This is a genomic window from Aeromonas intestinalis (assembly GCF_054052485.1).
In genome coordinates this window covers 86467-112593 of record NZ_JBSTYK010000005.1, presented here as the reverse complement: position 1 = coordinate 112593, position 26127 = coordinate 86467, and the positions used below count along the sequence as shown (strand labels likewise).

General features: G+C 62.0%; 25 protein-coding genes. 19 read left to right on the top strand and 6 right to left on the bottom strand.

Features of this window, described 5'->3' with window-relative positions; genetic code table 11:
* The first annotated feature begins 52 nt into the window (after nt 1-52).
* The gene (gene torR / locus ACW5W7_RS08065) at nt 53-766 is read left to right on the top strand and encodes a two-component system response regulator TorR (RefSeq protein WP_456501372.1); all 714 of its coding nucleotides are present in this window, start codon (nt 53-55) and stop codon (nt 764-766) included.
* Nucleotides 767-847: 81 nt separating this feature from the next.
* Here the strand turns inward: torR and ACW5W7_RS08060 are convergent, their stop codons facing one another.
* The 3 genes from ACW5W7_RS08060 to torT form a co-directional block, all read right to left on the bottom strand.
* The gene (locus ACW5W7_RS08060) at nt 848-1252 is read right to left on the bottom strand and encodes a GFA family protein (RefSeq protein ID WP_456501371.1); all 405 of its coding nucleotides are present in this window, start codon (nt 1250-1252) and stop codon (nt 848-850) included.
* 27 nt (nt 1253-1279) lie between these two features.
* A complete protein-coding gene (locus ACW5W7_RS08055) occupies nt 1280-1576 on the bottom strand; it encodes a hypothetical protein (protein ID WP_349919211.1) in 297 nt (98 codons plus the stop codon).
* A 111-nt stretch (nt 1577-1687) separates the two neighbouring features.
* Nucleotides 1688-2731 carry a TMAO reductase system periplasmic protein TorT gene (gene torT / locus ACW5W7_RS08050; protein WP_456501370.1) on the bottom strand — a complete coding sequence of 348 codons (1044 nt, stop codon included), beginning with the start codon at nt 2729-2731 and terminating at the stop codon, nt 1688-1690.
* A 70-nt stretch (nt 2732-2801) separates the two neighbouring features.
* Here torT and torS point away from each other — a divergent pair, with 70 nt between their 5' ends.
* The 15 genes from torS to ACW5W7_RS07975 all read left to right on the top strand — a co-directional run bounded on the left by torS (nt 2802) and on the right by ACW5W7_RS07975 (nt 20361).
* On the top strand, nt 2802-5603 hold the full coding sequence (gene torS / locus ACW5W7_RS08045; RefSeq protein ID WP_456501369.1) for a TMAO reductase system sensor histidine kinase/response regulator TorS: 2802 nt from the start codon (nt 2802-2804) through the stop codon (nt 5601-5603).
* Between the two features lie 127 nt (nt 5604-5730).
* Nucleotides 5731-6984: a serine hydroxymethyltransferase gene (gene glyA / locus ACW5W7_RS08040; RefSeq protein WP_456501368.1), complete on the top strand. Its 1254-nt coding sequence runs from the start codon at nt 5731-5733 to the stop codon at nt 6982-6984.
* Between the two features lie 105 nt (nt 6985-7089).
* Nucleotides 7090-7518, top strand: coding sequence for a hypothetical protein (locus ACW5W7_RS08035; protein WP_456501367.1), 429 nt, complete (start codon nt 7090-7092; stop codon nt 7516-7518).
* 150 nt (nt 7519-7668) lie between these two features.
* The gene (nrdR, locus tag ACW5W7_RS08030; RefSeq protein WP_349919204.1) at nt 7669-8118 is read left to right on the top strand and encodes a transcriptional regulator NrdR; all 450 of its coding nucleotides are present in this window, start codon (nt 7669-7671) and stop codon (nt 8116-8118) included.
* 170 nt (nt 8119-8288) lie between these two features.
* On the top strand, nt 8289-9398 hold the full coding sequence (gene ribD / locus ACW5W7_RS08025; protein ID WP_349919202.1) for a bifunctional diaminohydroxyphosphoribosylaminopyrimidine deaminase/5-amino-6-(5-phosphoribosylamino)uracil reductase RibD: 1110 nt from the start codon (nt 8289-8291) through the stop codon (nt 9396-9398).
* A 207-nt stretch (nt 9399-9605) separates the two neighbouring features.
* On the top strand, nt 9606-10259 hold the full coding sequence (locus tag ACW5W7_RS08020; protein ID WP_349919200.1) for a riboflavin synthase: 654 nt from the start codon (nt 9606-9608) through the stop codon (nt 10257-10259).
* A 289-nt stretch (nt 10260-10548) separates the two neighbouring features.
* Nucleotides 10549-11658 (top strand): bifunctional 3,4-dihydroxy-2-butanone-4-phosphate synthase/GTP cyclohydrolase II, encoded by a 1110-nt coding sequence (gene ribBA / locus ACW5W7_RS08015; protein ID WP_456501366.1) that lies wholly within the window; start codon nt 10549-10551, stop codon nt 11656-11658.
* A 228-nt stretch (nt 11659-11886) separates the two neighbouring features.
* A complete protein-coding gene (gene ribH, locus ACW5W7_RS08010; protein ID WP_349919196.1) occupies nt 11887-12351 on the top strand; it encodes a 6,7-dimethyl-8-ribityllumazine synthase in 465 nt (154 codons plus the stop codon).
* An 11-nt stretch (nt 12352-12362) separates the two neighbouring features.
* Nucleotides 12363-12776 (top strand): transcription antitermination factor NusB, encoded by a 414-nt coding sequence (gene nusB, locus ACW5W7_RS08005; protein ID WP_349919195.1) that lies wholly within the window; start codon nt 12363-12365, stop codon nt 12774-12776.
* A 56-nt stretch (nt 12777-12832) separates the two neighbouring features.
* A complete protein-coding gene (thiL, locus tag ACW5W7_RS08000; protein ID WP_434663689.1) occupies nt 12833-13792 on the top strand; it encodes a thiamine-phosphate kinase in 960 nt (319 codons plus the stop codon).
* 55 nt (nt 13793-13847) lie between these two features.
* Nucleotides 13848-14330 (top strand): phosphatidylglycerophosphatase A family protein, encoded by a 483-nt coding sequence (locus ACW5W7_RS07995; RefSeq protein ID WP_456501459.1) that lies wholly within the window; start codon nt 13848-13850, stop codon nt 14328-14330.
* Nucleotides 14331-14975: 645 nt separating this feature from the next.
* Entirely contained in the window at nt 14976-16700 is a 1725-nt protein-coding gene (locus ACW5W7_RS07990; RefSeq protein WP_456501365.1) for a dipeptide ABC transporter ATP-binding protein, read from the top strand.
* Nucleotides 16701-16782: 82 nt separating this feature from the next.
* Entirely contained in the window at nt 16783-18339 is a 1557-nt protein-coding gene (locus ACW5W7_RS07985) for an ABC transporter substrate-binding protein (RefSeq protein ID WP_349919190.1), read from the top strand.
* Nucleotides 18340-18439: 100 nt separating this feature from the next.
* Entirely contained in the window at nt 18440-19414 is a 975-nt protein-coding gene (locus tag ACW5W7_RS07980; RefSeq protein ID WP_349919188.1) for an ABC transporter permease, read from the top strand.
* Between the two features lie 5 nt (nt 19415-19419).
* Complete coding sequence (locus tag ACW5W7_RS07975) at nt 19420-20361, top strand: ABC transporter permease (protein ID WP_349919187.1); 942 nt, start codon at nt 19420-19422, stop codon at nt 20359-20361.
* 208 nt (nt 20362-20569) lie between these two features.
* On the opposite strand, the gene dxs is transcribed toward ACW5W7_RS07975, so the two are convergent.
* From dxs to xseB, 3 genes are read right to left on the bottom strand one after another with little or no spacing between them, the layout of a single operon-like run.
* A complete protein-coding gene (dxs, locus tag ACW5W7_RS07970; RefSeq protein WP_456501364.1) occupies nt 20570-22435 on the bottom strand; it encodes a 1-deoxy-D-xylulose-5-phosphate synthase in 1866 nt (621 codons plus the stop codon).
* Between the two features lie 21 nt (nt 22436-22456).
* A complete protein-coding gene (gene ispA / locus ACW5W7_RS07965) occupies nt 22457-23347 on the bottom strand; it encodes a (2E,6E)-farnesyl diphosphate synthase (protein WP_456501363.1) in 891 nt (296 codons plus the stop codon).
* On the bottom strand, nt 23348-23599 hold the full coding sequence (gene xseB, locus ACW5W7_RS07960; RefSeq protein ID WP_456501362.1) for an exodeoxyribonuclease VII small subunit: 252 nt from the start codon (nt 23597-23599) through the stop codon (nt 23348-23350).
* A 231-nt stretch (nt 23600-23830) separates the two neighbouring features.
* On the opposite strand from xseB, the gene pomA reads away from it, so the two are divergent.
* From pomA to greA, 3 genes are all read left to right on the top strand, one after another.
* Complete coding sequence (pomA, locus tag ACW5W7_RS07955; RefSeq protein WP_349919181.1) at nt 23831-24589, top strand: flagellar motor protein PomA; 759 nt, start codon at nt 23831-23833, stop codon at nt 24587-24589.
* Between the two features lie 8 nt (nt 24590-24597).
* A complete protein-coding gene (locus ACW5W7_RS07950) occupies nt 24598-25503 on the top strand; it encodes a flagellar motor protein MotB (RefSeq protein ID WP_349919179.1) in 906 nt (301 codons plus the stop codon).
* A gap of 133 nt (nt 25504-25636) precedes the next feature.
* Nucleotides 25637-26113, top strand: coding sequence for a transcription elongation factor GreA (gene greA / locus ACW5W7_RS07945; RefSeq protein WP_349919177.1), 477 nt, complete (start codon nt 25637-25639; stop codon nt 26111-26113).
* Nucleotides 26114-26127: the final 14 nt, after the last annotated feature.

Below are 26127 nucleotides of genomic sequence, written 5' to 3'. Positions count from 1 at the left end.
ATGAAAAAATATGAATAGAATGTTCCCCCCTGTCCCTGCTGCGAGCCCTGCCATGCGCCACCACATTCTGGTCGTCGAAGATGATGTCGTGACCCGCGAGAAGCTGACTGGCTATTTCGAACGGGAGGGCTATGCCGTGACCGCGGTGGAAGACGGGCAGGGGATGCGCACCGCCCTGGCGGAGCAGGATATCGACCTGGTGATGCTGGACATCAACCTGCCGGGGGAAGATGGCCTGCTGCTGACCCGGGAGCTCAGAGCCCGCAGCACGGTGGGCATTATCCTGGTGACCGGGCGCAGCGATGCGGTGGACCGGATCGTGGGGCTCGAGATGGGGGCCGATGACTATGTCACCAAGCCGTTCGAGCTTCGGGAACTGCTGGTGCGGGTCAAGAACCTGCTGTGGCGCATCTCGCTGGCGGCCCCGGCTGCGCAGGCGCGCGAGCCCGATGACGATGCGGTCTGCTTCGGCCCCTGGCGCTTCGACATTCCCCGCCGTCAGCTCACCAAGGACGGGGTGCCGGTGCGCCTCACCAAGGCCGAATACGAGGTGCTGGTGGTGTTCGTCGCCCACGCGGGTCGGGTGCTGAGTCGGGAGCGGATCCTGGCGCTCACCAGCCATCGCGGGGATGGGCCGAGCGATCGCACCATAGATGTGCTGATCCGCCGGCTGCGGGGCAAGCTGGAAGAGGATCCGCGGGATCCCCGGCTGTTTGTCACCGTCCATGGCGAGGGGTATCTGTTTGCCGGTCAGATAGCCCCCTAGGCAGTGAATTGAGCTGTTTTAAATTAAATTTGTGAATTATTTAATAATAAAATTATTTATAAATAGCGAGTTATTCTGCCATCAGACTGGTGGTCGGGTCTCAAATTGCGGGCAGTCGTCCCCTATCTGGTGCCAGGGGGCCTTGGAGCCGACGAAGATGTGAAAGCCCGGCCGCTGGCTCGGCGCCTCGTCCAATACCCCGAGCCGCAGGTTGATCTTGCCGCTGCTGCGCTTCTGGCTGAACAGGCTGGCGCCGCAGTGGCGGCAGAAGGCGAGGCTGGTCTCTTCTGATTTCTGGAAGCGGGCGATGGCATCGCCGCCCTTCACTATTTCCACCTTGTCCCCATCCAGCCCGCCCACGGAGGCGTAATCCGAGCCGGAGAATTTGCGGCACTCGCCGCAGTGGCAGTTGCCCATGTAATCGAAGCTGTCCGGCAGGCGCAGCTTGACGGCGCCGCACAGGCAGCTCGCATGCAGCATTCTCATCCCTTTCCCTCGTCTCTCGGCAGTCTCTCAGGCCAGCTGGTCATCTTCGGCGCGAAACAGCACCTGCTTGCATCTGGCACAGGCCCACTCGCGCCTGAAGTCGGCAAGGTGCACCAGCCCGACTTCCAGTTGCTTGTGATGGCCGCAATGGTGGCAAAACAGGATCTCTCCGTCCACCGCCTCCGGGTGGGCGCTCAGGTACTGGGCCCGGGTCGGGACCTCTTCCCACTGGGTGGTGGGGACACGCTTGCGCTGGTGGCTGTAGTAGACCCAGTAGAACAGAAAGAACACGGTCAGGATGATAAAAGTCAGCAGATGATCCATCACAATTCCCCCGTTTGCCGTCGTGGTCTTCGGATAAAAAATGATTCGAATGAATATCTTATAAGAACCGGCAGGGGGGAATTGTGATCCGCTTCGGGTTTTGGACCGGGGTCAGGGGGTCAGCCCGACCCGGTAGACGGGGCGAAAATCCCCATCCGACAGGGAGTGCTCCGGCGCGCTCAGGGGGGCGCTCAGGGTCAGAATGGGCGGACCCATGACGCGTGGACATCGGGTTTCACTGGCATCCGGCTGGCGGAGCAGGCAGAGAGCCTGGGCCACCGCGAGGCGACCCTGTTCGCGCATCTGATCGCTGTTGGCGGCGAGGATCTTGCCCCGCAGCAGGGCGCGCTGCACCCCATGGCTGAAGTAGATGGAGAGCACTTTGGGATGGTCGGCATGGTGCTGGGCCAGCTCGTTGACCGCCACCTCGGCGGCGATGGCGCCCCCGACCAGGTAGTCGAGGTCGGGATGGTGGGCCAGCGTCTGCTGCACCAGGGTACGCTGGATCTCGCGGCTGTTGTCGCCGCGCGCCGTGGTCACCAGCCGGATGGCGCTGCCGCGGATGGCGTCGATGAAGCCGGATTCGATGAAGGAGGTGCCGCCCCTCGCGTCCGGGCCCGGGAAGAGGGCGACGGTGACGGGAGCGCTATCTGCCGGGTGGCGCTCTGCCAGCCAGTGGCCGATGCGCCAGCCCATCTGGTACCAGGGCACGCCGACCTGGGCGATGGCGAGGCCGGGGGCGAGATCGTTGACCAGCCCGAACACCGGCAGCGGGGTCTGCTTGATGGCATTGGCAAGGCCGTCGTAACTGACCGCGCCGAGCAAGATGGCATCGCTCCCCTCATCCACGCACTGTTGCAACTGTTTGCGCTGCTCGGCCAGGGCGCCGTAACCGCCCGCCTCGTGGATCCGCAGCCGGGCGCCGAGCCGCTTGGCTTCCTCCACCATGCCCTGGTTGACCGACAGCCAGTAGGCATCCCGCAGATGGGGGTAGAGGGCGCACAAGGTCAAGGGCCTGGCCAGCGGGGCCGGTGCCGACCAGCTCAGTCTGGTCGGCTGGCCGGTGAAGGCGCCATCCGGCCAGTGATCCACCTCGAAGGCGACGGCGGGGCGGACCAGCAGGACGAGCAGAATGCACAGAGAGAGGCTTCGCATGGCAGAGGGTTTTGTTAAAGTGTGAGGCCGTATTATCCGGACAAAATCGACCATAACCAAGGGATCCCCCGTGAGAATGTTTTCCGGCCTGGGTGGCAAACTGCTGCTGGCCTTCTCCCTGATGGCCATGTTGACCCTGAGTGCCTCCCTGCTCGGCTGGGTCGGCCTCAATCGTCTGCGCCAGCTGGAGCAGGGGGTGCAGCAGACCCTGGCGGGCCAGGAGAGCGCCCGCACTCTGGCGCGCCTTGGCGGCGAGATCCAGAACGCCTCCCACCTGCTGGCCATGGCGGGCAGCGAAGCGGAACGGGAACATCAGGGACGCCTGCTGACCCTGCTGGGCCAACAGATGCAGCAGGGACTGGAGCAACTTGGCACCGAGGGGGAGCTGGCGCAGTTGCATCGCCTCAGCCAGACCATCATCGGCAATCTCGGCCAGCAGGGCTGGCTGGTGGGGGAGCGGCTCACGCTCATGGCCGAAGGCGGGGCACTGCGTACCCGGTTGGTGGAGGCCGCAGGGGAGGCGGCGGAGCTCGCCCGCAGCCAGATGGAGAACGCCGAAACCGTGATGGTGGCGGGCATGGGCTCCCTCTATCGGTTGCGGGGCAAGCAGGCGGATGCCGCGCTGGATCGGCTGCTGGAGCAGGATCTCGACTGGCTGGAGCAGATGACGGAGCTGCGTCACCGCACCCTGATGCAGCAGCAGCGCATCGAGGAGATCTGGCGCAGCGAACAGCAACCCGCCTTGCAGGAGCTGCAACAGGAGAGCCGCAAGGCCCTGGCCATCTTGCAACTGCGAGCGGGCGCGGTGACGGATCCCGGCCGCCGGGCCTCGGTGGAGCAGGCGCTGGCCTTGCTGGCACAGAGTGACAAGCTGGTGCAACTGCGCAGCGACTGGATTGGCAAAGGGGAGGCGCTGCGAGTGCTGGCCTCGGCCAACGAGGTGATGATGAGTAGCCTCAACCGCCAGGTCGACAGCCTGGTGGCGGGAACCCGGGAGGCCCTCAGCCAGAGTCAGCAAGTGCTGCGCGAGCAGTTGCAACTGCTGGCCAGCGCCCTGGTACTGATCGGCCTGCTCACCCTGGGCCTGCTGATCCTGCTGATGTGGCGCATGGTCTACGGCCGCATCGTCTGGCCACTGCAACACGCGGTGGAGGGGATGAGCCGGCTGGCGCACGGGGATCTGACCCCCCAGGCAACCGGCATGCACCAGGGCCAGGACGAGCTGGCCGAACTCGGCCGAGCCTTGCAGGTGTTTCGCGACAACGCCATCGAGCTAGGCCGCTATCAGCGGGAGCTGGAGTCCCGGGTCGAGGAGCGCACCGGCCAGCTCAGCCATGCCAACCAGCGCCTCAACGAGGAGGTGGAGAAGCAGCGCCAGGCCAGGGATGAGGCGGAGCAGGCCAACCGGGCCAAGTCGGTCTTCCTCGCCACCATGAGCCACGAGATCCGCACTCCCATGAACGGCATTCTGGGGGGGCTCAGCCTGCTGGAAGATACCCACTTAAACCTGGAGCAGCAGCGCTATCTGGCCGCCATCGGCCACAGCGGTGAATCCTTGCTGGAGATCCTCAACGACATCCTCGATTACTCCAAGATTGAGGCGGGGCACGTGGAGGCACGCCGGGAGCCCTTCCCGCTGCGGCAACTGGCGGAGGATCTCTGCACCCTGTTTCGGCCGAAGGCCGAGGCCAAGGGGCTGTGCCTCGAACTGAATTACGGTGACACCCTGCCTGCCGTGGTGGAGGGGGACATGGGCAAGCTGCGCCAGGTGATCGGGAACCTGCTTGGCAACGGGGTCAAATTCACCCGCACGGGGCGCATCACCCTGTCCGTGATGCCGCTGGGGTGCGCCGGCCCCTGTGCCGAGCCCTGCATCGAGTTCGTGGTCGAGGATACCGGCCCCGGTATCCCGGCAGAGGAGCAGCAGGCGGTGTTCGAGGCGTTCCGCCAGCGCAAGCGGGATCTCGGCCATCAGGGGGGCACGGGGCTGGGTCTTGCCATCAGCCGACGGCTGGTGAGCGCCATGGGAGGGGAATTGCAACTGAGCAGCCAGCCGGGGGAAGGTTGCCGGTTCAGCTTCAGTCTGCCGCTGCAACGCTCGGCGGCCCTGCTGCCCGCCGAGCCCCAACCCGTCATGCTGAGTCAGCCCCGGCAGATCCTGCTGGTGGAGGACAACGAGATCAATCGCCTGGTGGCCCAGGGCATGCTGGCACGCCTCGGCCACAGAGTCACCCTGGCGGAGGATGGGCGCACGGCGCTGGCCTGGATCAGTGAGCGCCCCTTCGATCTGGCCCTGCTCGACATCAACCTGCCGGACATGGACGGCATCAGTCTGCGGGAGGATCTCGATGCCATCAGCGAGGAGGTCCATGGACGCCCCCTGCCTGCCATCGCGGTCTCGGCCCAGATGTATCCCGAAGATATTCGCCACTGCCTGGCTGCCGGTTTCGCCGACTTCGTGGGCAAGCCCATGCGGTTGGCAACCCTGGCCAGCGCCATCGCCCGTCAATGCAAGGCAGGCTCCGGCGAGCCAGCAAGGGAGACAGACCTCGCTTCGGACAATGGGGTGCTGGAGGCGGATCTGCCGGTGCTGGGTCTGCCGCGCATTCGCCAACTGGTCGCCCTGTTCGAGTCGCAAGGCGCCGAACTGGTGGCCGAACTGACCACGAGTGAACCCGGTGAGGTACGTCGCCAGTTGGCCCACAAGCTCAAGGGCAGCGCCCTGGCGCTGGGATTGACCGAGTTTGCGAAGCGCTGCGCCGAGCTGGAAGCGGGGGAGGGGGATCCGCGCTCACTGACCCCGGCATTCGAGGCGGCGATCCAGGGATTGCGGCGCTGGCTGATGGCGAAAGCGGGGGCCACCGAGGGATGAAATTCGCCTTTAGTAACATGGATTCAACATTTTTTTAGGTGGTTGGACTGTCTCTTTGATCCCGCTCACGTTACAATGCCGCGGCCCACTTCACCTATCGCGCAAACGATTTTCAGGAGATATACGGATGTTGAAACGTGACATGACCATCGCCGGCTATGATCCAGAGCTGTGGCAGGCCATCACAGACGAGACCCGTCGTCAGGAAGAGCATATCGAGCTGATCGCGTCTGAGAACTACACCAGCCCCCGCGTCATGGAAGCCCAGGGCTCCCAGCTGACCAACAAGTACGCCGAAGGCTACCCGGCCAAGCGTTACTACGGTGGTTGCGAGTATGTGGACGTGGTCGAGACCCTGGCCATCGAGCGCGCCAAGGAACTGTTCGGCGCCACCTATGCCAACGTGCAGCCGCACTCCGGCTCCCAGGCCAACAGCGCCGTCTACATGGCCCTGCTGCAACCGGGTGATACCGTGCTCGGCATGAACCTGGCCCACGGCGGTCACCTGACCCACGGCGCCCCGGTGAACTTCTCCGGCAAGCTGTACAACATCATTCCCTACGGCATCGATGAGTCCGGCAAGATCGACTACGTCGAGATGGAGCGTCTGGCGGTTGAACACAAGCCGAAGATGATGATCGGCGGCTTCTCCGCCTACTCCGGCGTGGTTGACTGGGCCAAGATGCGCGAGATCGCCGACAAGGTCGGTGCTTATCTGTTCGTCGACATGGCTCACGTGGCCGGCCTCATCGCCGCTGGTGTCTACCCGAACCCGGTGCCCCATGCCCACGTGGTCACCTCCACCACCCACAAGACCCTGGCCGGTCCCCGTGGTGGCCTGATCCTCTCCGCCACCGACGACGAAGATCTGTACAAGAAGCTGAACTCCGCCGTCTTCCCAGGTGGTCAGGGCGGCCCGCTGATGCACGTCATCGCCGGCAAGGCCGTGGCCTTCAAGGAAGCCCTCGAGCCCGAGTTCAAGACCTACCAGGCCCAGGTGGTGAAGAACGCCAAGGCGATGGCCGCGACCTTCATCGAGCGCGGCTACAAGATCGTCTCCGGCGGCACCGACAACCATCTGATGCTGGTGGATCTGATCGGTCGCGAGCTGACCGGCAAAGAGGCCGATGCGGCCCTCGGCAAAGCCAACATCACCGTCAACAAGAACGCGGTGCCGAACGATCCGCGCTCTCCCTTCGTGACCTCGGGTGTGCGTATCGGTACCCCGGCCATCACCCGTCGCGGTTTCAAGGAAGCCGAGTCCATCCAGCTGACCCATTGGATCTGCGATGTACTGGACAACCACGACAACGACGAAGTGCTGGCCAACGTGCGCGAGCAGGTGCTGGATATCTGCCGTCGTCTGCCGGTCTATGCCTGATAAGTCAGAGCTTCTGGTATAAAACAATGCCACCCTCGGGTGGCATTGTTGTTGATAGGGGGGCGTCACCTGGGCGCCGCCTCAGCCAGCCAAGAGAATCAGCGTATGCCCAATCAGACCTCGCTCAGCGATGACGACCTTGTCTCGTCCGTCCGCGCCCAATATCACTTTCGCCCAAGCCCCGAGGGGTTGATGGCCTGGGATGTGCGCCGGCTGATCAGGGTCGGCCGCGGGTTGCCGGTGCGAGCCCTGCCGCTGGCTCTGATAGCGGAGCTGGACAAGGAGCACTGGTACGGTCACGGCAGCGAGGCGCCCACGGTGCGCAGCATAGTGGAGCATTGCCAGCTGATGCTGGCCGCCGATCTCGCCTATCCCATCATCCTCGACAGCGAAGGCCGGGTCATGGATGGCATGCATCGGGTCGGCAAGGCGTTGATGCTGGGGAACACGCACATCCACGCGGTGCAGTTTGCGCAGGATCCGGCGCCCGATTATGTGGATTGTGATCCCGACAGCCTGCCCTATGACGACTGAGTGCCTCGAACATGCCAATGCCACCCTCGGGTGGCATTGTTTTTTCTGGGCTTTTACCGGTTTTAGGTGGCCGTGTTACACTGGCAGGCCAAGATCCTGACCCGAGTGGCAGGTGTCCCTTAGTTTCCTGGAGTGTGCGCCGGAGGTCTGATGCATTGCCCGTTCTGTAGTGCCGTTGATACCAAGGTGATCGATTCCCGTCTGGTGGCGGAAGGCCATCAGGTGCGCCGCCGCCGCGAGTGTCTGCTCTGTCACGAGCGCTTCACCACCTTCGAGATGGCCGAGCTGGTGATGCCCCGCATCATCAAATCAAACGGCTCCCGCGAGCCCTTCAACGAGGAGAAGCTCAGGGGCGGCATTCTGCGGGCGCTGGAGAAGCGACCCGTGAGCATGGAGGCGATCGAGAAGGGGGTGAATCACATCAAGTCCCGCCTGCGCGCCACCGGCGAGCGGGAAGTGGCCTCCCAGTTGCTGGGCAACCTGGTGATGGACGAGCTCAAGAGCCTCGACAAGGTGGCCTATATCCGTTTCGCCTCCGTCTATCGCAGCTTCGAAGATATCCGCGAATTTGGCGAAGAGATTGCCAAGCTGGAGAAGTAACGAGGGTGAGCAAGGCAATATCCGCTTCGCCACTCTCTACCTCAAGACGCGAGGATATCCGCCTTGTTTGTGACAAGAAGCGGCGAAGAGCTTGCCAAGCTGGAGAAATAAGCCAGCCACCCACAGATTGTGTTAGAACCCCTATTTTCTCGCGTTGAACGGGAGCCCAGATGTTTAGTCAAGACGATTATCAATGGATGAACCGGGCCCTCGAGCTGGCCCGCCGTGGTCGCTATACCACGGCCCCCAACCCCTGCGTCGGCGCCGTGCTGGTCAAGGCGGGCGTGGTGGTGGGAGAGGGCTGGCACCAGCGTGCCGGTGAACCCCACGCCGAGGTATATGCCCTGCATGCCGCCGGGGAAGAGGCCCGTGGCGCCACCGCCTACGTGACCCTGGAACCCTGCTCCCATCACGGTCGCACCCCGCCTTGTGCCGAGGCGCTGATCAAGGCCGGGGTGACCCGGGTGGTCGCCGCCATGGTGGATCCCAATCCCCAGGTGGGCGGGCGCGGCCTGCGCATGCTCTCCGAGGCGGGCATCAAGGCGGACTTCGGCCTGCTGAGCGCCGAGGCCGAGGCCCTCAATCCCGGCTTCTTCAAGCGGATGCGCACCGCTTTCCCCCAGGTGACGGTGAAGCTGGGTGCGAGTCTCGATGGTCGCACCGCCATGGCGAGCGGCGAGAGCCAGTGGATAACCGGCCCCCTGGCCCGCGCCGACGTGCAGCGCCTGCGTGCCCGCCACGACGCCGTCTTGTCGAGTGCCGAGACGGTGCTGACCGATGGCGCCTCGCTCAACGTGCGCTGGGACGAGCTGCCCCCCTCGGTGAAGGCGGTCTACCCGAAGGAAACCCTGCGCCAGCCCCTGCGGGTGGTTATCGATTCCCAGAACCGGCTGACCCCGGACTTGCCTCTGTTCAAGACCACGGGTCCCGTGCTGCTGGCCCGTCACAAGGTGGACGGGGACTGGCCCGAGTGGGTGCAGCAGCTGGAGCTGCCGCTGCTCGACGGCAAGCTGGATCTGGTGAGCCTGTTCATGCTGCTGGCCAAGCGCAACATCAACTCCGTGCTGGTGGAGGCGGGGCCGCGCCTGTGCGGCGCCCTGCTCGGCAAGGGGCTGGTGGATGAATTGGTACTCTATCAGGCGCCCAAGCTCCTGGGTGACGAGGGACGTGGTCTGTTCCACCTGCCCGAGTTGACCCGGCTGTTCCAGGCGCCCAAGCTCAACCTCAAGGATGTGCGGCTGGTGGGGCAGGATATCCGCATCACGGCCAAAATTGCTTAACCAGCCGCCTGGTGCCGGCTCAAAAAGGTGCGGCGGGTGGCCGATTGAACCAGGCAATCCGCATCACGGGCAAGATTGCCTAGCCACGCGCTTCAAGGCTGGGTGGCCGTGTGAGGGCAACATCCGCCCCACGACCACCAGGGCCTGCGAGGCGCACTTTCCACATTTTCAGAGACGGGGGCAGGCCCCGTCATCAAGGTGATCTGCATGTTTACCGGAATTATCGAAGCCATGGGGACCCTGGCTGCCCTGCGCCGTCAGGGGGAGGACATGGCCCTCACCGTGCATGCCCCGACCCTGGACTTCAGTGACGTCAAGCTGGGCGACTCCATCGCCACCAACGGCGTCTGCCTGACCGTGGTGGCCCTCGGCGACAAGAGCTATACCGCCGACGTGTCGCTGGAAACCCTGTCCCGCACCGGTTTTGCCGAGGCCAAGGTGGGGGATGCGGTCAACCTGGAAAAAGCCCTGATGCCGACCTCCCGCCTCGGTGGCCATCTGGTCTCGGGCCACGTGGATGGCATCGGCGAGGTGAAGAGCAAGTCCGGCAGCGGCCGCGCCATCGAATACTGGATTGCGGCACCGACCGATCTTGCCCGCTACATCGCCGAGAAGGGCTCCATCGCGGTGGATGGCATCAGCCTCACGGTCAACGCGGTAGAGGGCAATCTGTTTCGCCTTACCATAGTGCCCCACACCGCCCAGGAGACCACGATCGCGAACTGGAAGCCGGGCCATAAGGTGAACCTCGAGGTGGATCAGATAGCCCGCTATCTGGAGCGGCTGATGCAGGGCAGGGCCCAGGAACAGAGCGGCTCGACCCTGACCCTAGAAAAACTGGCCCAATCCGGCTTCTTGTAGGCAGTGCAAGTCTCTGTCTGGTTGAAAATGACAGTTGTACTTTGCTATGGATTCTCTGTTTTGCAGTTGAAGTTGCTGCTTGATGGCGGCGATTCAGTGGGGCTGGAGGGCCTTGGCAGGGAGCCCGGCCGCTCATGCACCGGCACACCTTGCTGATTGATGGGTCAAAACGGTTTTCTGTGATCCCGCTCAGGTTGAAACGGGGGCCGGTGCCCCCATCTAGAGCAGCATTACCCGAATCAAATCGAGCCCGCAGGCTCAATCCCGAAGCATGTTGATGGAGTAGCCCATGGCGCTGAGCACAACCCAGGAAATCATTGCCGATATCAAGGCTGGCAAGATGGTGATCCTGATGGATGACGAAGACAGGGAGAATGAAGGGGACCTCATCATGGCCGCCTCCTGTGTCCGCCCCGAGGATATCAACTTCATGGCCCGCTACGGCCGTGGCCTCATCTGCCTGACCCTGACCCGGGATCGCTGCAAGCAGCTGGCGCTGCCGCTGATGGTGGACCGCAACAATGCCCAGTTCTCCACCGCCTTCACCGTGACCATCGAAGCGGCCGAAGGGGTGACCACCGGCATCTCCGCTGCCGATCGCGCGGTGACCGTGCAGGCGGCAGTGGCGCCCGATGCCAAGGCCGCCGATCTGGTGCAGCCTGGCCACATCTTCCCGCTGATGGCGCAGGATGGCGGCGTGCTGACCCGGGCCGGCCACACCGAGGCGGGCTGCGATCTGGCGCGTCTGGCCGGTTACGAGGCGGCCTCCGTCATCGTCGAGATCCTCAACGAAGACGGCACCATGGCCCGTCGCCCGGATCTGGAAGTGTTTGCCGAGCAGCACGGCATCAAGCTCGGCACCATCGCGGATCTCATCGAGTATCGCAATCAGCACGAGACCACGGTGGAGAAGGTGGCCGAGTGCAAGCTGCCCACCGAACACGGCGAGTTTGACCTCATCACCTTCCGCGACACCATCGACAACCAGGTCCATTTCGCCCTGAAGAAGGGGGAGATCCAGGCCGATGAGCCGACCCTGGTGCGGGTGCACCTGCACGACGTGCTGAGCGATCTGCTGCTGACCGATCGCCACAGCGCCCGCAGCTGGCCGTTGGCGAAATCCATGGCCCGCATCGCCGACGAGGGCGGGGTGCTGGTGATCCTGGGGGCGGAGGCCGATGGCAACGAGCTGCTGGCCCGGGTCAAGGCGTTCGAAGCCGCCGACAAGGGACTGGCACCGGAAGGGGCCAGGTGGCAGGGCACCTCGCGTCGGGTCGGCGTGGGTTCCCAGATCTTGAAGACCCTCGGCGTCGGCAAGATGCGCCTGCTGAGCTCACCGAAGAAGTATCACGCCCTCGGTGGCTTCGGCCTGGAAGTGGTGGAATACGTCGGCGAATAAGCGCGTTGGCGATTCGCCGATGCCCAGCCCTGTGCCGAGCATCAGCCGGAAGGGGCGGGATGGGGCGGTGAATCACGGGATGAGCGCCGCGAACGGATAAAACCTTCAATGCCTGCCCGCCTTGTGCGGGCATGGTTTTTTGTCGCGGGTCTGTTGTGCTAGAATGTGCGCACTTTTGGCCGCGGCCCCATTGACGGCCCCATTGATTGCACAGAGACAGGATTTCCAATGAAGATTATCGAAGGAAATATCGCCGCTCCCGAGGCGCGTGTTGCTATTGTCGTTGCCCGTTTCAACAGCTTCATCAATGACAGCTTGGTGAATGGCGCGCTGGACGTGCTCAAGCGTCAAGGCCAGGTCCAGGAGAGCAATCTGACCCTGGTGCGCGTACCGGGTGCCGTTGAGATCCCCCTGGCGGCCAAGAAGCTGGCCAAGAGTGGTCAATACGACGCCATCGTCGCCCTCGGCACCGTCATCCGTGGCGGCACCTACCACTTCGAACTGGTGGCGAGCGAGAACGGCAAGGGCCTGGCCCAGGTGATGATGGAGTATGACATTCCCGTCGCCTTCGGCGTGCTGACCACAGAAAACATCGAACAAGCCATCGAGCGTGCCGGTACCAAGGCGGGTAACAAGGGTGCAGAGGCTGCGCTGAGCGCGCTCGAAATGATCAACGTCCTGAAACAGCTTTAAGGAATAAAACATTGAAACCGTCCGAGCGCCGTAAGGCCCGTCATTGCGCCACCCAGGCCATCTACCAGTGGCAGATGACCCAGGCCAACGTGGGCGACATTGAAGAGCAGTTCAAGATCGATCAGGACACCAAGGGTGTGGACCTGAACTATTTCCGCGATCTGCTGTTCGGGGTAGCCCTCCACTGCAACGAGCTGGACAAGGTGTTTGCACCTTTCCTCTCCCGTCCGCTGGAAGAAGTGGACATGGTGGACAAGGCGATCCTGCGTCTGGCGACCTACGAGCTGACCCGTCGCGATGATGTGCCGCCGCGCGTGGTGATCAACGAAGCGATCGAGCTGGCCAAAGCCTTCGCCGCCGATGACAGCCACAAGTTTGTCAACGGTGTTCTGGACAAGGTGATCAAGACGCTGCCAAAGCGTTGATCCGCTGTCCATCAGCCTTAAGAGAGGAGCCAGCCTAACCGCTGGCTTTTTACTGTATGGGTGAATTTGAGCTGATTGAGAAGTACTTCAAGGTCCCCCACGCCCGCAAGGATGTGGTGCTGGGCCCGGGAGATGATTGCGCCCTGCTGACCCTGCCTGCGGATACCCAGCTGGCGGTGAGCACGGATACCCTGGTGAGCGGCGTCCACTTTTTCCCCGACATGGATCCGGTGGATCTCGGCTACAAGGCGCTGGCGGTCAACCTGTCCGATCTTGCTGCCATGGGCGCCGAGCCGCGCTGGGTCTCCATGGCCCTGACCCTGCCCGCCATCAACGAGGCCTGGGTCGCCGGCTTCGCAGAGGGGTTCCTCGAACTCGCCGAGTACTACAACGTGGCCCTGGTAGGGGGAGACATGACCCGCGGGCCCCTCTCCATCACCGTCTCGGTGAAGGGATCCGTGCCTACCGGCCGCGCCCTGCTGCGCAGTGGTGCCAAGGCGGGGGACGGCATCTATGTGACCGGCACCCTGGGGGATGCGGCTCTCGCCCTTTCCCATCTGCTCGGCAAGCGGGTATTGAACGAGAACCAGCTGGCGGCCGTGCTGCCCAGGCTCGATCATCCCCATCCCCGCATCCTGGCGGGTCAGGCCCTGCGCGGGCTGGCAAACAGCGCGCTGGATCTCTCCGACGGCCTGGCCTCGGATCTCGGCCACATCCTCAAGGCCTCCGGCGTGCGGGCCCAGATCGATCTCAACCTGTTGCCCCTCTCACCGGTGTTGCAGGATGCGGTCTCCGCCGAGGCGGCCTGGCAACTGGCGCTGGCGGGTGGCGATGACTACGAGCTCTGCTTCACCGTGCCCCAGGAGCATCACGGCGCCCTGGACACGGCGCTGGCCAACTGCGGGGTCAAGTTCACCCGCATCGGTCGCATCCTGGCCGGGGAGCCCGGCATCGACTATCTGCTGGATGATCAACCGGTGGCGCTGGAGCTCAAGGGATGGGATCACTTCGCATGATGGCGTGGAACTGGGGCCGCCAGCTGGCGCCGACTGACTGGAATCGACAAGGATGATGATAAAACCCGAACTGAAACGGCTGAACCTGAGAAACCCGCGCCACCTGCTGGCGGTGGGCTTTGGGTCCGGGCTCTCTCCCTGGGCACCGGGCACCATGGGGACGCTGGTGGCAGTCCCGCTCTATTGGCTGGTGAGCGGGCTCTCCACCCCCTGGTTCATCGCCCTGCTGGCGGTGGGCTTCCTGGTGGGGATCTGGCTCTGTCAGGGGGCCACCGACGCCATCGGCATGCCGGATCACGGCGCCATCGTCTGGGACGAGGTGATTGGCTTTGGCGTCACCATGATAGCGGCCCCGGCCGGCTGGGCCTGGATACTGGCCGGTTTCGTGCTGTTTCGGCTGTTCGACGTGATCAAGCCCTGGCCCATCTCCTGGTTCGATCGCCGCATCCACGGCGGTCTTGGCATCATGCTGGACGATCTCATCGCCGGCCTGTTCGCCCTGTGCTGCATGCAGCTGCTGGCGTACTGGGTGCACTGACGGCCAAGGGGGTGAATGCCCCAGCTCAAGGTCGCCTCGAGAGGGCAGACCGGCGAGCCCCTCGCTAGCGACGCAGGTCCGGCATTGCCGGGCCTGCGTCGTTTTGTATGCAATCCCCTCGTTGACCCTTCGCCGAGCCTTTCCGGGGGCGGTGGAAGATGCTGCCTTGACCCTATTTATCTCTGCTTATTTTTCCTTCATCCATATATGCTGCCGTCAAAAAATCATTTCACATAAATATTCACTACTCATTCGAGACTTGAATACTTGGGTGGCGTAGTGGATATGATTGGTTGTTATGATTTTGTTGACATTAAAATGATGCATTTTATGGCATTACCATCACAACATCTGGTAGTGTGATGTTTGTCGCTATTTTATACCTATGATGAAAGCGTTATCTGCGCAAAGTATTGCGAAATTGTATAACGGGATCATTTACACCCGCGGGCAAACCGACTAACTTACTCGCGGGTTATTCCAAAAAAATGCAAAAAACCCGCCCGGATCGCTGGTTTGACTGCCTCATGGATTGAGCGTTTTTCATGCAACACGAACACTCAAGATAACTGCCAAGGCACCACCAGCATCTGCGCTGATTTACGGACGAATTATTTGGGACGGATGTCCCCCGCAGAGGTAAACATGTCCTTGCTCGAAGTGAAAAACTTGCGGATCGAGTACCCCTCCCGCTACGGGGTGCTGGCCGCGGTGAAGGATCTCTCTTTTTCTGTCGAAAAGGGGGAGGTCGTCGGAGTGGTCGGTGAGTCAGGTGCCGGCAAATCCACCATCGGCAATGCCGTCATCGATCTGTTGAGCCCGCCCGGTCGCATCGCCCGTGGCGATATCTATCTCAACGGCGAACTCATCTCCGGCAAGAGCCAGAATGAGATGCGAGCCATCCGCGGCTCTCGCATCGGCTTCATCTTCCAGGATCCCATGACGTCCCTCAACCCGCTGTTCACCGTCGAACATCAGCTGGTTGAAACCATCCTGGCCAATACCGAACTCTCTCGCGAGGCCGCCCTTGCCAAGGCCCTCGAGTTGATGGCCGCGGTCGGGATCCCGCAACCGGAAGTACGCATCAAGCAGTACCCCCACCAGTTCTCCGGCGGCATGCGTCAGCGGGTGGTCATCGCCATCGCTCTCTCCGGCGATCCCGAGCTCATCATCGCCGATGAGCCGACCACGGCACTGGACGTCTCCATCCAGGATCAGATCCTCCAGCTCATCCGCACCCTGTGCAAGGAGCGTCAGGTGGGTTGCATGCTGGTGACCCACGACATGGGCGTGGTCTCCAACGTCACCGACAAGGTGGCAGTCATGTATCGCGGGGATCTGGTGGAGTTCGGCACCACCGAGCAGGTACTGGGGGCCCCGAACCATCCCTATACCCGTAGCCTCATCTCGGCGGTGCCCCGCTCCGATGTGAAGCTGGTACGCTTCCCCCTGGTCTCCTACATCGAAGAGGCGGGAGCGGCGGATACCAGCATCGATCTCAAGACCCACTGGCTCGGCCAGAGTCAGGATGAGCGCGCCTATGAAGGGGCGCTGCTGCGGGTGGAGAACGTGGATCTCAAGTTCGTCACCAAGAACTCCATCTTCCCGAGCCGTCGCCAGTTCGTGCACGCCTGCAACAACATCAATTTCGAGATCTTCGAGGGCGAGACCTTCGGTCTGGTGGGGGAGTCCGGTTCCGGCAAGTCCACCATCGCCCGCGCCATCACCGGTCTCTATCCGCCTGATAGCGGCAACATCGTGTTCGAGGGCATCGATCTCACCGCCCTGAAAAGCGAGCATGCCCGTCGGCCGCTGCGCCGCCAGATGCAGATGGTGTTCCAGAACCCTTACTCGTCCATGAACCCGCGCATGAAGGTGCGTGACATCATCGCCGAGCCCATCCGCTTCCATAAGCTGACTAGCAGCGAGAGCCAGATCGAGAGCATCGTCAGCGATCTGCTGGATCACGTGGGGCTGGGGCGCGGGGCCGGGGTCAAGTATCCCCACGAGTTCTCCGGTGGTCAGCGTCAGCGCATCTCCATCGCCCGTGCCCTGGCGACCCGCCCGCGCTTCCTCATCTGTGACGAGCCCACTTCGGCGCTGGACGTCTCGGTGCAGGCCCAGATCCTCAACCTGCTCAAAGACTTGCAGCAGGAGCTCGGGCTCACCATGCTGTTCATCAGCCACGATTTGCCGGTCATCCGCCAGATGTGCGATCGCATCGGGGTGATGCGCCACGGTCATCTGGTGGAAGTGGCCGAGACCGAGAAACTCTTTACCAATGCCGAACATGAGTACAGCCGCAAGCTGATTTCCCTCATGCCGGAATTTAAGGGAATGTCCCGCGAGGGGCTGGAGATCGCAAGCTAGGAAAGCCGAGTCAGGAAAAAGGCTTCGCCGATCTGTTTGTCAAAAAAAGTGTCAATAAAAAGCCAAAAGCATGGAGAAAGACATGAAGAAAGGATTATCCAAGATCGCCATGGCGCTGTTCGCCGCTGGCCTCGCGTTCAACGTCTCTGCCGCTGACATCAAGGTAGCCGTCGCCTCCGACGCCACCTCGCTGGATCCGCAGGAGCAGCTCTCCGGTCAGACCCTGGAGATGTCTCACCTGGTGTTCGATCCCCTGATGCGTTACACCCAGGATCTGCAATTCGAGCCGCGTCTGGCCGAGAAGTATGAGCGTATCGACGACAAGACCGTGCGTTTCCACCTGCGCAAGGGCGTCAAGTTCCACTCCGGCAACGACTTCACCGCCGATGACGTGGTGTGGACCGTCAACCGTCTGAAGGCCTCCCCGGACTTCAAGGCCATCTTCGACCCCATCGCCGAAGTGAAGAAGGTGGATGATTTCACCGTGGATCTCATCACCGCCAAGCCGTTCCCGCTGGTGCTGCAGACCGTCACCTACATCTTCCCGATGGACTCCAAGTTCTACACCGGCAAGGATGAAGCTGGCAAAGACAAGGCCGAGATCGTCAAGAACGGCGACTCCTACGCCTCCACCCACGTCTCCGGTACCGGCCCGTTCAGCGTCAAGTTCCGTGAGCAGGGCGTGAAGCTGGAATACGTGCGCAACGCCAACTACTGGGACAAGGCCTCCAAGGGCAACGTCCAGAACCTGACCGTGGTACCGATCAAGGAAGACGCGACCCGCGTAGCCGCCCTGCTGGGTGGTGACGTAGACATGATCTACCCGGTTGCCCCGAACGATCTGGAGCGTGTGAAGAACGGCAAGGATTCCCAGCTGGTGACCCTGTCCGGTACCCGCGCCATCATCATCGAGCTGAACCAGAACACCAACCCGGCGCTGAAAGACAAGCGCGTGCGCCAGGCGATCAACTACGCCATCAACCAGGTGGGTATCGTCGACAAGATCAACAAAGGCTTCGGCACTCCGGCCGGCCAGCTGAGTCCGAAAGGCTATGCCGGCTACAACGAGGCGCTCAAGCCCCAGTATGATCTGGCCAAGGCCAAGGAGCTGATGAAGGAAGCCGGTTACGAGAAAGGCTTCAAAGTGAGCTTCATCTCCCCGGCTGCCCGCTACGTCAACGACGTGAAGATCGCCCAGGCTGTCTCCGCCATGCTGTCCAAGATCAACATCAAGGTGGATCTGAAGACCATGCCGGTGGCCCAGTACTGGCCGGAGTTTGACAAGTGCGCCTCCGACATGCAGCTGATCGGCTGGCACGCGGATACCGAAGATACTGCGAACTTCTTCGAGTTCCTGACCTTCACCAAGGATGCCAAGACCGGCATGGGTCAGTACAACTGCGGCGGTTATGCCAATGCAGAAGCTGACAAGATGGTGATGGACGCGAACACCGAGACCGATCCGGCCAAGCGCGCCGCCATCCTGCAGAAGGTGGAAGCCATGCTGATCGACGACGCCGCCTATGTGCCGCTGCACTGGGAAGATCTGGCCTATGGTGCCAAGAAGAACGTCGACATCAAGCCGGTGGTCAACGTGATGAACTTCCCTTACCTGGGTGACCTGGTGGTCAACAAGTAAGCGAAGCGCTAAGGAAGGACCTGGCGGGGGTGGTCATTGCTGGCGCCCCCGCCATTAACAGAAGCCTGTGCCACGACACAGGCCACGTAGAAGGACAAGCATGTTTACATTCCTGCTGAAACGGTTCTATCAGGCCGTGATAGTGATGTTCGTCATCAGCCTGGTCGCCTTCTCCATCCAGGACAACCTGGGGGATCCGCTGCGCGAGCTGGTGGGACAATCCGTCTCCGAGTCCGTGCGCCAGGAGCTGCGCGACAAGATGGGCCTCAATGATCCCTTTTTGGTGAAATACAGCCGCTTCTTGCAGAACGCGGTGCAGGGGGATCTGGGCACTTCCTACTTCTTCAAGCGACCGGCTCTCGAGGTGATCCTCGACAAGCTGGTGGCTACTCTTGAGTTGGTGTTTGCCGCCGCCATCATCATCGTCGTTGTCTCCATTCCGCTGGGGGTATATTCGGCGATCAGGCCACGCAGCGTGCTCACCAAGCTCATCATGGCGGTCAGCAGCATCGGTATCTCGATCCCGGTCTTCCTGACGGCCATCATGTTGATGTATCTCTTCTCCATCCAGCTGGGCTGGCTGCCGGCCTATGGCCGCGGTGAGACCTACAACCTGCTGGGCTGGGAGTCGGGCTTCTTCACCTGGGACGGGATCTTGCACCTGATCCTGCCCGCGGTGTCGCTCTCCTCCATCATGCTGCCGCTGTTCATCCGGCTGGTGCGCTCCGAGATGCTGGAGCAACTCTCCTCCGAGTACGTCAAGTTTGCCCGCGCCAAGGGGCTGGACAACAACAAGGTCTACTATCAGCACGCCCTGAAGAACACCATGCTGCCGGTCATCACCGTCGGCGGCGTGCAGATCGGTACCATGGTGGCCTACACCATTCTGACCGAGAGCGTATTCCAGTGGCCGGGGACCGGCTTCCTGTTCCTCGAGGCTATCCACCGGGTCGATACGCCGCTCATCACCGCCTACGTCATCTTCGTGGGTCTCATCTTCGTGGTGACCAATACCCTGGTCGACCTGCTTTACGGGTTCATCAACCCGACCGTTAACTTGACCGCCAAGGGGTAAGCATCATGAGTAAGGCTATGACTGCAAGCCCAAGCCGTTGGGCACGTTTCAAGAACTCTGACATCGTCTACTACTTCCTGCGGGACAAGGTAGCCATGTTCAGCTTCGCGGTGTTTGTGGTGTTCGTGCTGGGGGCCCTGCTGGCGCCCTGGCTGGCGCCCCATAACGTCTACGATCTGACCAGCTTCGATCTGATGGATGCGGAACTGCCACCCTCCTGGCTGGAAGGGGGCGAGGAGCGCTTCTGGCTCGGCACCGACAACCAGGGCCGCGATATCTGGAGCACCATTCTGTACGGTGCCCGCATCTCCCTGACCATCGGCCTGTTCGCGGTGGCGCTGCAGTTGCTGCTCGGCATCGTCATCGGCCTGCTGGCGGGTTATTTCGGTGGCCGCATCGACAACCTGCTGATGCGTTTTGCCGATGTGCAGCTCTCTTTCTCCACCATGATGGTGGCCATCATCATCTCCGCCATCTTCCAGGCGACCTTTGGCTCGGAGTTCTACTCCAAGTTCGCCATCCTGATGCTGGTGGTGATCATCGGTATCGCCGAATGGCCGCAGTATGCCCGGACGGTACGTGCCTCTGTGCTGGCCGAGAAGAAGAAGGAGTATGTGGAAGCGGCCCAGGTGATGGGGTTCCGTGCCCCGCGCATCATGTTCCGCCACATTCTGCCGAACTGCCTGTCGCCCATCCTGGTCATCTCCACCGTGCAGGTGGCGAACGCCATCATGAGTGAGGCCGCGCTCTCCTTCCTGGGGCTCGGCATGCCGGTGGATCAGCCGTCTCTGGGGTCCCTCATCAGTGTGGGCTTCAACTACATCTTCTCCGGCTCCTGGTGGATCACCGCCTTCCCGGGGATCTGCCTGGTGGTGCTGGTACTGGTGATCAACCTGCTCGGCGACTGGCTGCGGGATGTGTTCAATCCCAAGATCTACAAGGGCTGATAAACCTATCCACGCACTTGCTGCGAGGCCGTGATCAAGGCTCATGTGCTGTTCGGAATCCTCACGTATGTCTATACGCTCCGGTTCCTGCGCTGCTCTTCACCTTGTTGACGGCCTTCTCGCGACAGTTCGTGAACAGGTTTGGTCTGGTACAGTGAATAACAAAAAGGGCGCCATGATGGCGCCCTTTTTCGTGACTGGATGGTCATCAGGCCTGTTGCCAGGCCTCGATGCTGGCGAGGATGCCAGCGCCATCGAGCCCCAGCAGGGTGTAGATCTCCTCCTGGGTGCCTTGCTCGATAAAGCGGTCTGGCAGCCCGAGATTCAGTACAGGTTTGCACTGTTTGCTGCGCATCAGCAGCTCGTTCACCGCGGAGCCGGCGCCGCCCATGATGGCGTTGTCTTCCAGGGTGACGAATTGGTCGTGGGTCGCGGCAAGGGAGAGCACCAGCGCCTCGTCCATGGGTTTGACGAAGCGCATGTCCACCAGAGTGGCATCCAGCGCCTCGGCGGCGGCCTTGGCCTGGTGCAGCAGGGTACCGAATGCCAGGATGGCGATGCCCTTGCCGTCACGGACAATGCGACCTTTACCTATCTCCAGCGCCGTCATCTCATTCTGGACCTCGATGCCGCAGCCGCTGCCACGGGGGTAGCGCACCGCCGCAGGCTGGTTGCAGCGATAGCCGGTGTAGAGCATCTGGCGGCACTCGTTCTCATCGGACGGGGTCATCACCACCATGTTCGGCACGGTGCGCAGGAAGCTGATGTCGAAGGCCCCCTGATGGGTGGGGCCGTCGGCGCCCACCAGACCGGCCCGGTCGATGGCAAACAGTACCGGCAGCTGCTGCAGTGCCACGTCGTGGATCAACTGGTCATAGGCCCGCTGCAGGAAGCTCGAGTAAATAGCCACCACGGGCTTCTGATCCGCGATGGCGAGTCCAGCGGCGAAGGTGACCGCATGCTGCTCGGCGATGGCCACGTCGAAGTAGCGATCCGGATACTGCTGGCTGAATTTGACCAGGCCCGAGCCCTCGCGCATGGCGGGGGTGATGCCGACCAGCTTTTCGTCCTTCGCCGCCATGTCGCACAGCCACTGGCCGAAGATGGCGGAGAAGGTCGGCTTGCCGCCGCTGCTCTTGGGCAGGGTGCAGTCGTCCGGATTGAACTTGGGCACGGCGTGATAACCGATGGGATCCTTCTCGGCGGGCTCGTAACCCTTGCCCTTCTTGGTCTTGACGTGCAGCAGCTGGGGACCCTTGAGGTTGCGCATGTTGCGCAGGGTCTCGACCAGGGCGCCGATGTCATGGCCATCGATAGGACCGATATAGTTGAAGCCGAACTCCTCGAACAGGGTGCCGGGCACCACCATGCCTTTCAGATGCTCTTCTGCCCGCTTGGCCAGCTCCTTGACCGGGGGGACCCCCGCCAGCACCTTCTTGCCACCCTCGCGGATGGTGGTGTAGAGCTTGCCGGACATCAGTCGGGCCAGGTGGTTGTTCAGCGCCCCGACATTCTCGGAGATGGACATCTCGTTGTCATTGAGCACCACCAGCATGTCCTTGTGGACGTCGCCCGCGTGGTTGAGGGCCTCGAACGCCATGCCGGCGGTGATGGCCCCGTCGCCGATGACGGCGACCACCTTGCGTCCCAGCCCTTCGTGCTCGGCGGCAACGGCCATGCCGAGTGCGGCACCGATGGAGGTGCTGGAGTGGCCAACACTGAGGACGTCATACTCGCTCTCGTCGCGCCAGGGGAAGGGGTGGAGACCATCCTTCTGGCGGATGGTGTGAATGCGATCGCGCCGACCGGTCAGGATCTTGTGGGGATAGGCCTGATGGCCCACGTCCCAGACCAGCCGATCGAAGGGGGTGTTGTAGACATAGTGCAGGGCGACCGTCAGCTCGACGGTGCCAAGACCGGAGGCAAAGTGACCGCTGGAGCGGCTCACCGAGCGCAGCAGGTATTCGCGCAGCTCGTTGCACAGCACGGGCAGGCGCTCGAAGGGCAGGGATCGCAATTCGACCGGCGTGTCCGCGAGGGCCAGGTTGGGGTATTCGCTTATATCAACGCTCATCTTGTTACTGTTATCCAGCGTTTAGTGGGTTCGCTCGATGATGTAATCGGCAAACGCTTCCAGAATGTCGGTATTGTAGGGCAAGGATTGCAGGGCTGTTAAGGCCTTGTCATGCAGTTCGCGAGCCAGCTCACGGGCATTGTCGAGTCCGAGCAGGGCCGGATAGGTACTCTTTTCCAGCGCCAGATCCGAGCCTTGCGGCTTGCCCAGGGTCGCGGTATCGCCGGTGATGTCGAGGATGTCATCCTGCACCTGGAAGGCGAGACCGATGGCGGCCGCATAGGATTGCAGGGCGGCCAGGGTCTGTGGCGCGACATCTTCCTTGCACAGGGCACCCAGGGTGACGGCGCATTCGATGAGGGCGCCGGTCTTGTGACGATGCACCTGCTCGAGTTCGGCGAGGCTGACCCGGCGGCTCTCGGCCTCCAGATCCAGAGCCTGACCACCGCACATGCCGAGGTAGCCGGAGGCGCGGGCCAGGGTGCTCAGCATCCGTACCCGGTTGGCCAGCAGCGTCTCGGGAAGGGGATGGTCGGCCAGGATGGAAAACGCCAGGGTCTGCAGGGCATCTCCCGCCAGGATGGCGGTGCCTTCATCAAAAGCCTTGTGTACAGTCGGCTGGCCGCGACGCAGATCGTCGTCGTCCATGGCGGGCAGGTCATCGTGCAGCAGGGAGTAGGCGTGGATGCACTCCACCGCGGCGGCGGGGCCGTCGAGTCGCTCACTCGGTACGCCCAGCATCTCGCCCACGGCATAGACCAGGAAGGGACGCACCCGTTTGCCACCGAGCAGCAGCCCGTATTTCATGGCATCCCGCAGACGGGGGGCCATGGGGGGAAGGGCGTCAAGCTGCGCCGAGAGGCAGTCGTCGATGCGCTGGCGGTGCAGGCGGGTGAAGTCGTTCAGGGTCACTCACTCCTCTCCTTGTTCAGGGGCGAAGGGGACCGCCTGCTCGCTGCAGTCGGCCTGGGTCAGCAGGATCTGGATCTTCTGTTCGGCCTGCTCCAGCTTCTGCTGGCCAGCCCGTACCAGGTGAATGCCTTGCTCAAACTGCTTGAGTGCCTCCTCGAGGGGGAGTGAGCCTTGTTCGAGCTGATGCACTATGGTTTCCAGCTCTTCCAGGGTGGCGTCAAAACTCAGGCGGTCGATTTTTTTACTGGCCATGTCCATCCTCGGGGATTGAAAAAACGGCTCATCTTAACATCGACCGGGCAGCGGGGGGAGGCAGAAAAGCGCAGAGTGCTCAAACTATCGCGCGGTTGGCCGATAAGCTGGGACTGGCATCCAGTGATTGCCTGATGGTTATTGCCTTGTATCGGGCTTGCTGCTCGCGGCGCAATAGCAGAAAATTCAACGCAGTATAAAAATGGCAACTTAGGTGACAGGAGTAGGGACGTGGATTTAGGCAGTCTGATAGGCATAGTGCTGGGCTTTGGCGTCGTCATCTATGGCATGTTGTTGGGCGGTCCGGTGACCATGTATGTGGATATGCCGTCGGTCTATATCACCATATTGGGCTCCCTGTTCATCTGCATGATGAAGTTCAACCTCAACCAGTTCTTCATGGCCTTCAAGGTGGCGGGCAAGGCCTTCATGTATAAGGGGGACAAGCTTGATGATCTCATCGCCAAGGCTGTCGAACTGGCCGATGCCGCGCGCAAGGGCGGTTTCCTGGCCCTGGAGGCGGCGGAGATCCCCAATGCCTTCATGAAGAAGGGTATCGACATGCTGGTGGATGGTCACGACGCCGATGTGGTGCGGGCCGTGATGGAAAAGGACATCGACCTGACCTCTGAACGTCATGTCACCGCCATCAAGGTGTTTCGCTCCCTCGGGGATCTGGGGCCGGCCATGGGCATGATAGGTACCCTGGTGGGGCTGGTGGCCATGCTGGCCAACATGAGCGATCCCAAGTCCATCGGTCCGGCCATGGCCGTGGCCTTGCTGACCACCCTCTATGGCGCCATCGAGGCCAACATGATCGCCATTCCCATCGCTGACAAGCTGGAACTGCGCAGCGGCGAGGAGCGGCTGAGTCGCACCCTGATCCTGGACGCCATCATGGGGATCCAGGACGGCCAGAATCCGCGGGTGATCCAGGCCATGCTGCAGAACTACCTGCACCAGTCCAAGCGCAATAACGGGATCGAGTAGGAGCCGTCATGTCAAAGTGCAAGTGTCCGCCTCCCGGTCTGCCCGGCTATATGGGCACCTTCGCCGATCTGATGTCGCTGCTGATGTGCTTCTTCGTGCTCTTGCTCTCCTTTGCCGAGATGGATGTGCAGAAGTTCAAGCAGATAGCGGGATCCATGGAGAAGGCGTTCGGGGTGCAGAACATCCTGGAGGTGAAGGACATCCCCAAGGGTACCTCCGTCATCGCGCAGGAGTTCAGGCCGGGGCGGCCCGAGCCGACCCCCATCGATACCATCATGCAGCAGACCATCGATCTGACCCAGACCGAGCTGGAGTTCCAGCCCGGTGACTCGGATCAGGCCGGCGGCAAGGACAAGACGGACGGCAACCTGACGGGGGGCGACAGCGCCCATCAGGCCCAGAAGGCGCAGGAGCAGTCCAACGCCCTGGCGAAATCCCTGGCCGAGCAGATGCAGGCCCAGATCCAGGACGGCGCCATCGAGATAGAGGCGCTGGGGCAGCAGATCATCATTCGCATACGTGAAAAGGCAGCATTTCCTGCTGGTTCCGCCTTCCTCCAGCCCCAGTTCTGGCCGGTGATCCGCAAGGTGGCCGCGCTGCTCAAGGATGTGCCGGGGGAGATCACCGTCTCCGGTCATACCGATGATGTGGCCACCCAGGACGAACTGTTCCAGTCCAACTGGGAGTTGTCTTCCCAGCGCGCGGTGGCGGTGGCCCACCAGATGATCAAGGTGCCGGGGTTTGATTCCAACCGACTGGTGGTGCAGGGCATGGCGGATTCCCAGCCGCTGGTGCCCAACAACAGTCCGGAGAACAGGCGCATGAACCGGCGGGTGGAGATCTCCATCATGCAGGGCAAGCCGACCGTCTCGGCTCCCATCGGCGTGTCGGAAGGCGGGCCGGTTTCCCCCTAAAGCGCGATCCCGCTCTCAGGGGCTTCCATGGATTTTGTGGCGGCTTCATATTAAGATGCCCCATCCGAACCGATAGCTGCGGCTCTCTTTGATTGCCGCAGCTTCTCTTTATAAAGCAACCCAGGTTTCGACTATGAATCATACTCCGATGACTGTTCGCGGCGCCGAGAAGCTGCGCCAAGAGCTCGACTATCTGAAGAGCGAGCTGCGTCCCCAGATTATCGAAGCGATCGCTGAGGCCCGTGAGCATGGTGATCTGAAAGAAAACGCCGAATACCATGCCGCTCGTGAACAACAGGGTTTCTGTGAAGGCCGCATTCAGGAGATTGAAGGCAAGCTCTCCAATGCCCAGGTGATCGACATCACCAAGATCGCCAACAATGGCCGCGTCATTTTCGGTGCGACCGTGACCTTGCTGAAAAGCGAGACGGAAGAGGAAGTGGTGTACCGCATCGTGGGTGATGACGAGGCGGACATCAAACAGAACATGATCTCCGTGAACTCTCCCATCGCCCGCGCCCTGATCGGCAAGGAAGTGGACGACGTGGCCATCGTCAAGACCCCTGCGGGTGACGTGGAGTACGAGATCCTGGCAGTCGAATATCTCTAAACTAAGGGATGTGA